This window comes from Streptomyces milbemycinicus (assembly GCF_002154605.1).
Taxonomy (GTDB): domain Bacteria; phylum Actinomycetota; class Actinomycetes; order Streptomycetales; family Streptomycetaceae; genus Streptomyces; species Streptomyces milbemycinicus.
Map to the genome: position 1 here is coordinate 1 of NZ_MUNE01000642.1, position 6,979 is coordinate 6,979.

General features: G+C 72.4%; 8 protein-coding genes. 4 read left to right on the forward strand and 4 right to left on the reverse strand.

All coding sequences use genetic code 11. The features are described from left to right. Positions 1-308: 308 nt before the first annotated feature. Both CCN51_RS41230 and CCN51_RS41235 read right to left on the reverse strand, forming a co-directional pair. Positions 309-1,145 carry an ABC transporter permease gene (locus CCN51_RS41230; RefSeq protein ID WP_014176977.1) on the reverse strand — a complete coding sequence of 279 codons (837 nt, stop codon included), beginning with the start codon at positions 1,143-1,145 and terminating at the stop codon, positions 309-311. Continuing rightward, complete coding sequence (locus CCN51_RS41235; protein ID WP_043486975.1) at positions 1,142-2,050, reverse strand: ABC transporter ATP-binding protein; 909 nt, start codon at positions 2,048-2,050, stop codon at positions 1,142-1,144. Before CCN51_RS41235 ends, CCN51_RS41230 begins: the two co-directional genes overlap by 4 nt. 134 nt (positions 2,051-2,184) lie before the next feature. Here CCN51_RS41235 and CCN51_RS41240 point away from each other — a divergent pair, with 134 nt between their 5' ends. From CCN51_RS41240 to CCN51_RS41255, 4 genes are all read left to right on the forward strand, one after another. Then, positions 2,185-3,480 (forward strand): sensor histidine kinase, encoded by a 1,296-nt coding sequence (locus CCN51_RS41240; protein ID WP_086860727.1) that lies wholly within the window; start codon positions 2,185-2,187, stop codon positions 3,478-3,480. Further along, on the forward strand, positions 3,477-4,139 hold the full coding sequence (locus CCN51_RS41245) for a response regulator (protein WP_014176980.1): 663 nt from the start codon (positions 3,477-3,479) through the stop codon (positions 4,137-4,139). Before CCN51_RS41240 ends, CCN51_RS41245 begins: the two co-directional genes overlap by 4 nt. Positions 4,140-4,238: 99 nt before the next feature. After that, positions 4,239-4,439: a hypothetical protein gene (locus CCN51_RS41250; protein WP_014176981.1), complete on the forward strand. Its 201-nt coding sequence runs from the start codon at positions 4,239-4,241 to the stop codon at positions 4,437-4,439. A 92-nt stretch (positions 4,440-4,531) separates the two neighbouring features. After that, a complete protein-coding gene (locus tag CCN51_RS41255) occupies positions 4,532-4,954 on the forward strand; it encodes a hypothetical protein (protein ID WP_086860729.1) in 423 nt (140 codons plus the stop codon). A 103-nt stretch (positions 4,955-5,057) separates the two neighbouring features. On the opposite strand, the gene CCN51_RS41260 is transcribed toward CCN51_RS41255, so the two are convergent. Then, the gene (locus CCN51_RS41260; protein WP_014176983.1) at positions 5,058-6,260 is read right to left on the reverse strand and encodes a serine hydrolase domain-containing protein; all 1,203 of its coding nucleotides are present in this window, start codon (positions 6,258-6,260) and stop codon (positions 5,058-5,060) included. Between the two features lie 70 nt (positions 6,261-6,330). Then, positions 6,331-6,979 (reverse strand): energy-coupling factor ABC transporter ATP-binding protein (locus tag CCN51_RS41265; RefSeq protein WP_086860731.1); only part of this gene is annotated, 649 nt, incomplete at its 5' end.

Genomic DNA, 6,979 nt, shown 5'->3' on the forward strand with positions numbered 1-6,979 from the left:
GGCACCTTCACGGGCACCTTCACGGGCACCTTCACGCCGGGCGCACGACGCCCCTCCTCCGGCCGCGCAAGCGACCGCCCCCGATGCAGAGCCACGCGGTCCCCCTGCTTCCCCCGAACCCCCCTGCCCCCGGCTGACACACCGCCCGCGAGGGCGCCGACCAGCCGGAAGGCCTTCCAGTGTGGAGAAGCAAGTGGCGGTGGCATAGGGACCCTTGGCCCCTGGAACCCGCTTGTGCGAGTGCCCAGCGGCGCACGGAGTCAGCAGGGGCGTACGGCACATTCACCGCGCGCCGGTCATACGTCCGCTCACTGGTCGCGCCGGTGCACCCCGACCACGGTGATCGCGACCGCGGCGGCCACCCACACCGCGTACACGGTCCAGGCTCCCGAGATCGTCCACGGGTAGTGCAGCGGGCGGTAATCAATCGCCACCAGCCGACGCCACGCCTGGTAGAGCGTGCCGTGGGAGGCGACCGCCGACCAGTGGCGGCCGTCGGTGAACACCATCGGCAGCACCAGGAGGACCAGGACGGAGGCGATCATGGTGCCCGCGGTCTGCCGGATGACCGTGCCGAGCGCCAGGCCGACAAGCGCGCACAGCGGCGCGAGCAGCGCGGACGCCACCACGACGCGCAGCGCGCCCGGGTCGCCGAGCGAGACGCCCGCGCCCCGCCGGTCCAGAATCGCCTGGGTCGCGGCGAATGAGACCCCCGCGACGAACGCGCCGAAGACGGCCGTGACCGCCGCGACCACCGCCGCCTTGGCCGCCATCACCGAACGGCGCGCCGGAACGGCCGCGAACGTCGTACGGATGGTGCCCGAGGCGTACTCCCCGACGACCGCCATGGCACCGAGGGCGCCGAGCGCGAGCATCATGACGGTGGCGGCGTTCACGGTGAAGGCCTCGTCCAGCGGAATCCCGTCCCGGACGAAGCCCTCCGGCCCCTCCGGGTTCTGCTGCGACCAGTTGCGGTAGGTGTCATAGGCGGTGCCCACGTTGAACGCGATGACGGCCAGGGCGGTCGCCCCGTACCCGAACCAGGTCGACCGCAGCGACCGGAGCTTGATCCACTCGGCGGCGACCAGATCGCCGAACCGGGGGCGGGGTTCGGCGGCATGAAGGTACTCGGCGGTCGCGGTCATCGGGACTCCCCCGCGAGGTACTGGACGCTGTCGGCGGTGAGCTCCATGAACGCGTCTTCCAGCGACGCGGACCGGGCGCTGAGATGGTGCAGCGGAACGCCGTGGGCCTGCGCGATCTCCCCGATCCGGGCCACGCCCAGACCGATCACGGTCAGCAGTTCGCCCTCCGTGTGCACCGCCGCGCCCTCCGCCGTCAGCAGATCACGCAGAACGCCGACAGCGGGCGTGCGCACCTCGACGCTCTGCCGGGTGCCCCGGGCCGAGAACTCCTCCAGGCTCTCCGCCGCGATCAGCTCACCCCGGCCGATGACGATCAACTGATCGGCGGTGTGCTCCATCTCGGACATCAGATGGCTGGAGACGAACACGGTGCGGCCCTCGGCCGCCAGCCCCCGGAACAGCTCGCGCACCCACCTCACCCCCTCCGGGTCCAGGCCGTTGAGCGGTTCGTCGAAGAGCAGCACCGGCGCGTCGCCCAGCAGCGCGGACGCGATGCCGAGCCGCTGCTTCATGCCGAGCGAGAAGCCGCCGATGCGGCGCCGGGCGACCTCGGCGAGGCCGACCCGCTCCAGCACCTCGTCGACCCGGCGCCGCGGGATGCGGTTGCTCCGGGCGAGTGCGGACAGATGCGCCACCGCGCTGCGCCCGCCGTGCACCTCCTGCGCGTCGAGCAGCGAGCCGACGTGACGCAGCCCGCGGGGGCGGGCGGCGAAGGGGCGGCCCTCGACGGTGACGCTGCCGCCGGTGGGCTCGTGCAGGCCGAGAATCATCCGCAGCGTCGTGCTCTTGCCCGCGCCGTTCGGCCCCAGAAAGCCGGTGACCTGGCCGGGATCCACGGTGAAGGTCAGGTCCTTGACGGCCGTCGCGCCGCCGTATCGCTTGGTGAGTTGGTTGACTTCGATCACACAGGCCACGGTGCCGGTGGGCGGCCCCGCCCGTCGTCGGCCCGTCGCTGACAATCGCCGGGCGCCGGTGTCGACCCTGGTTGTACAGCCACGGTCCGATGTCCGGCCGCGGGCCCCGTCGTTACGATCTGCCCATGTCCGTCTCTCCGCCTCTCCCGCTGCTCAAGCGCATATCGCCGGGCCTGTGGGTGGGGCTGGTGTGGTTCGCGGCGGCGTTGGGCCCCCTCGTGAAGTACGTCCTGATGCCCCCGCGGCGGGAGTACTCGCTCGACTACCCCCGGCAGGGCCTGGACCCGCTGTCCGCCAAACTGCTGCTCGCCATCGCCTTCGCGCTGGTCCTGACCGGATGTGTCCTGCTGCGCCGCAGGACTTCGCTGGGGTACGGGCTGCTGCTCGCCGGCACGGTCGCCTCGACGCTGGCGTGGCGCCAGGACGAGATCCCGCCCGCGCAGTACCTGGGAGTGGATGTCGCCCTCTGCTACGTCGCGGCCGTCCGGCCCCGGCGGAGCTCGCTGATCGCCGCCGGGGCGGCGCTGGCCACGCTGCCCTGCTACGTCACTCTGAGGCTGGGCCTGGGCATCCAGGACAGCGGAGTCATCCCCGAGCCGTACATCGCCCTGACCGTGGTCATCGGCTGGCTCGTCGGCAATTCGCTGCGCCAGTCCCAGCTCCACACCGAGGAGTTGCACACCCAGGCCGCCTCCCAGGCCGTCACCGCCGAACGGCTGCGGATCGCCCGCGAGATGCATGACACGGTGGCCCACAGCATCGGCATCATCGCCCTCCAGGCCGGCGCCGCGGCCCGGGTCATCGAAACCCAGCCGGACAAGGCCCGCGAGGCGATGATCGCCGTGGAGAAGACGGGCCGCGAAACGCTGTCCGGGCTGCGCCGGATGCTGGGCGCGCTGCGCCAGGCGGACCGGGATGCCGACCGCGAGCCCGACCCGGCGGCCGACGAGGCGCGGAAACCCGCGCCGCTGCACCCGGCCGCGGGCCTCGCGGATGTGGAGCGGCTGGCCACGACCACGACCGCCGCCGGGGTCCGGGTGGAGGTGTGGTGGCAGGGCAGGCGCCGCCCGCTGCCCGCGGACATCGACCTCGCGGCGTTCCGGATCATCCAGGAGTCGGTGACCAATGTCGTACGCCACTCGGGCGCCGACTCCTGCCGGGTGACCATCGGCTACGGCGAGGACGAGCTGACCATCGAGGTCCGCGACCGCGGCAAGGGCACCTGCGCGGACGCCGAACACGACACGGGGTACGGCCTGATCGGCATGCGCGAGCGGATCACCCTGCTGCACGGCCACTTCACCGCCGGGCCCAGACGCGGCGGCGGCTTCCTGGTGGCGGCCCGCCTGCCGCTCCCGGCGGCGACCGCGACAGCCACTACGACGGCAATCGAGACGAAAGCAGAGGCCACAGCCGGATGACCATCCGTGTCCTCCTCGCCGACGACCAGCCCCTCGTCCGCGCCGCCCTGCGGATGGTCATCACCGACACCCCCGACGTCGAGGTCGTGGGCGAGGCCGGGGACGGCGCCGAAGCGGTCCGGCTGACCGGCGAACTCGCCCCGGACGTCGTGGTGATGGACATCCGGATGCCCGGCATGGACGGCATCGAGGCCACCCGGCTGATCACCACGGGCCCCGGCACGACCCGCGTGGTCGTCCTGACGACCTTCGACGACGACGATTACGTCTACGGGGCGCTGCGCGCCGGCGCGTCCGGGTTCCTGGTCAAGGACATGGCCCTGGACGACATCCTCGCCGCGGTCCGCGTCGTCGCCTCCGGAGACGCGCTGATCGCCCCGAGCGTCACCCGCCGGCTGATCAAGGAGTTCGCCGCCCGCCCCGCGACCACGCCCCCGCCCCGGGCAGAGCTGGGCGGCATCACCGACCGCGAACGCGAGGTGCTGACCCTGGTCGGCAGCGGCCTGTCCAACGCCGAGATCGCCGACCGACTGTGCATCAGCGTCGCCACCGCCAAGACCTATCTGACCCGGCTGCTCGCCAAACTCGACGCCCGCGACCGGGTGCAGCTGGTGATCCTCGCCTACGAGGCGGGCCTGGTGGCGCCGTCGGGGTCCTAGGCCCTGTCCGAGCCGCGCATATCGCGTCCGGGAGGGGTCCCGGTGGTGTCCGCGGATGATGTGCCGACAGTCACCGGGGTTGGAACAAGGAGATCCGCGATGACGCCCGTGCAAGTCGATTGGCTGTCCGTGCTGCTCGGTCCCATCGTCCTCGTCGGGCTGGCGCTTGCCTTCTTCGCCGCGCGTTCGGCGTCCAAGAGGGGCGAGCCGATGCCCGGCTGGGGGAAGGCCGTCCAGGGTGTGGCGATCGCCCTCGCGATGTTCGTGGCCGTCGCCAATATGACCTGGGGCGGTTCGTAGGGCGCCATAGGAAATCTGAAGGTGGCGTGCCGTGAGCCGTGCCTGGGAAGCCGGCCCATCGGCCTTGTTACCCCCGACTACGCTGCAGGCGCATGGACCCGATCTTCCGACTTCCGCCCAGCTCCCCGCCGGCCGTTACGGTTTCCGAGGACTGGGGCCTGATCCCGTTGCGTGTTCCGGCCGGTTGGAACGTCATCTACAACCAGTTGTCGGCCCGACGCTTGCCGGATGGAAGGGTCGAGGCCAACGACTCCGAGGATCTGTACTGGGCGCGTACGGCACCACCGCCGTGGCTGACCGCGGAGGAGGTGGCGGAGGAGGGCGGCCTGCGGGCTCGGGAGATCAACATAGACGCCGGCTGGTACGACGGCTACGGCTTCCGCGTCGTCGTCCTCGACCCCGACTGGGACCATGAGCGGGCCTCCTACACCACTCCCGACCTCGGCGAGTTCGTCGCCACCCTGGAGGCGTGGATGTGGATGATCACCCAGCAAGGGAAGCTCCCCAAGCCGTGAGCCGGGGGCCAGTTCGTGGACGAGCTCGTCCCGCAGCCACCGGTCCGCGGCACCACGCGATCCGACTACCCCCGGGACCCCCGGGACCCCCGGGAGTACCGCGTCACCGCAGAGCGGCCCGCAACCCCCGTACCAGCGCCTGCGCGCGCGGGTCCGCCGTGACGCCGCGCTGCATTCCGTTGGTGACATAGCCGAAGCCGATGCCCGACTCGGGGTCGGCGAAGGCGAGGGAGCCGCCGCGGCCCGGGTGGCCGAAGGAGCCGGGGGTCAGGAGCGGGGAGGCCGGGCCGTGCAGCATGTAGCCGAGGCCGAAGCGGGTGCCGATGACCAGCACCTCGTCCGGCCCCGCGGACTCCTCCGTACGGGCCAGGGTCAGCGTCGCGGGCGCGAAGAGCCGGCCGCCGGATCGCAGGGAGCCTGCCGAGGGCAGCGGGCCGATCAGCGCCGCGTAGAAGCGGGCCAGCGCGTCGGCGGTGGCGACGCCGCCCGAGGCGGGCAGTTCGGCCTCGAGGTAGGCGGGGTCGTTCTCGTCCGGCGCGGGGCTGATCGCCCCGAAGGCGCGCCGGGTGAGCGAGTCGGGGTTCTGGTACGCCTCGGCGACCGACCGCTTGGGCCGCAGCCGCGGGCCCTGTGCGGCGGGCACGGGCGGGGCCTCCACGGGCCCTATCCGGCCGACGCGGGCGCGCTGCTCGGGTGGCAGCCCGAGCCACAGGTCGAGCCCCAGCGGCCGGGCTATCTCCTCGGCTATCCAGCGTCCGATGGTGCGCCCGGTGACCCGCCGGACCAGCTCGCCGATCAGCCAGCTGTAGGTCTGCGCGTGGTAGCCGTGGGCGGTGCCCGGCTCCCATACGGGCTGCTGGGCCGCGACCGCCCGCGGGCCGTGGAAGCCGTCGATGGCCTGGACGGGGGCCAGCGGGGTGTCCAGCACCGGCAGCCCGGCGCGGTGGCTGAGCAGATGCCGGACGAGGACCCGCTCCTTGCCGTTCGCCTTGAACTCCGGCCAGTACGTGCCGACCCGGCCGTCCAGGTCGAGCTGGCCGCGCTGGTGGAGCAGCAACGGTACGGCGGCGGCGATGCCCTTGGTGACGGACCGGACGACCTGCGCGGTGTCCTGGGCCCACGGCGTATCCCCCGCACCTCCCCCGCCGTGAGCGTCCTTCACGCCGGCCCACAGGTCGACGACCTTGTGGCCCTCCCGGTACACGGCCACGGCCGCACCGCGGTCGCCGCGCCGGGCGAAGTTGTCCACGAAGGCGTCCCGGACCGGTTCAAATCCGTCGGCCACCGTGCCCTGGACGTCCACCACTGATCCGTACTCCCACCATGCCGAGGGCGAAGTGTGCTCCCCCCATGGTGCATCGCCCCCGCCGGTTACCTCAGACCGGGGCCGTCACCGAGCGGGGGTCGAAGCCGAAGGGCAACTCCAGTCGATGTTCCCTCATCAGGGCCTCGTCGCACAGTAGGTCCTGCGTGCGGCCGTCGGCGGCGATCACCCCGCCGCTGAGCACCACGGAGCGCGGGCACAGCTCCAGCGCGTACGGCAGGTCGTGGGTGACCATCAGCACCGTGACGTCCAAGGAGCGCAGGATGTCGGCCAGCTCGCGGCGCGAGGCGGGGTCAAGGTTGGAGGAGGGCTCGTCCAGCACCAGGATCTCCGGCTCCATGGCCAGGACGGTCGCCACCGCCACGCGCCGCCGCTGTCCGAAGGAGAGGTGGTGCGGCGGGCGGTCGGCGAACTCGGCCATGCCGACCCGCTCCAGGGCCGTGATCACCCGCTGTTCCAGTTCCGCGCCGCGCAGCCCGGCCGCGGCCGGGCCGAACGCGACGTCCTCGCGCACCGTCGGCATGAACAGCTGGTCGTCGGGGTCCTGGAAGACGATGCCGACGCGGCGGCGGATCTCGGCCAGATTCCGCTTGGCGACCGGCAGCCCGGCCACGGTGACCGTCCCCGCGCCCGCGTCCAGGATCCCGTTGAGGTGCAGGACCAGGGTGGTCTTGCCCGCGCCGTTGGGCCCGAGCAGCGCG